Annotated in this window: 1 protein-coding gene; it reads right to left on the bottom strand. The window is 66.5% G+C overall.

The features are described 5' to 3' along the window. Positions 1-262 precede the first annotated feature (262 nt). Positions 263-598 carry a ferredoxin gene (gene fdxA / locus MXD58_RS25890; RefSeq protein ID WP_248838492.1) on the bottom strand — a complete coding sequence of 112 codons (336 nt, stop codon included), beginning with the start codon at positions 596-598 and terminating at the stop codon, positions 263-265. Positions 599-843: the final 245 nt, after the last annotated feature.

The raw sequence follows: 843 nt of genomic DNA on the forward strand, positions 1-843 counted from the left end.
TCGGCGGCGCTTTCGTGCCAGCGATGCCTCCGTGCCGGCGAGGTTTTCGTTTCGGCTGAATGTGGAGCCGACCTGTTCGTCTCACCGGCGGGATTCCGGCACGGCGAAAAGCCGCCGGCGGGCGCGTTTTATCGCGGCCGGCCGGCGGCTTTTTCGCGTTGAAAGGCCGGTGCCCGGACGGGGGTGGTCCTGGGCACCGGCCGTGAGCCGGCGGTCCCGCTGACGCCGTGGCCGCGTCAGCCTTCGCCGGCGGTCTGTGCCGTCAGCGTCCGTACCCCGCGACGAAAGGGGTGTCGGCCCGGACCGGGCCTAGCCTCCCCGCGCCGCCCGGATCGCCGACGGGTGTGTTCCGACCTGGTAGAACCGTGTGGAAGAAGCGCTCCTCGTCCGCGATGAACTCGATCTCCGCCGCCGGCACCAGCTTGGCGTTCATGATCGCTTCAACTGGGCAGGCCGTCTCGCACGCCCCGCAGTCGATGCACTCGCCCGGATGGATGTACAGCTTCCGGTCGCCCTCGTAGATGCAGTCAACGGGACACTCGCCCACACACGCGGCGTCCTTCACATCAATGCATGCGGACGTGACGACAAACGTCATGAGTGCCTTCCCCGCGGATCGCCCACGGTATCGCTCGTGCGGGCGAGGTCTGCACTTCTCGGTTCGGCATTGCTTGCGGCTTCCAGGAAAGCCTAACAGGGCATCGGCCGGGTGGACCAGGAGAGCTGTAAAGGAACCGTAAACAAGTTGGCGAGCGCCTGCGGGACGTGGATATCGCCAGGTTCTGGCTCAGGAAAAGCCTGTCCTTGGGCTTTTCCTGGGGTACGGCGTGAGCCAGCAGGGTG

Origin of the sequence: Frankia sp. AgKG'84/4, from assembly GCF_023242965.2 — a bacterium.
Lineage (GTDB): Bacteria > Actinomycetota > Actinomycetes > Frankiales > Frankiaceae > Frankia.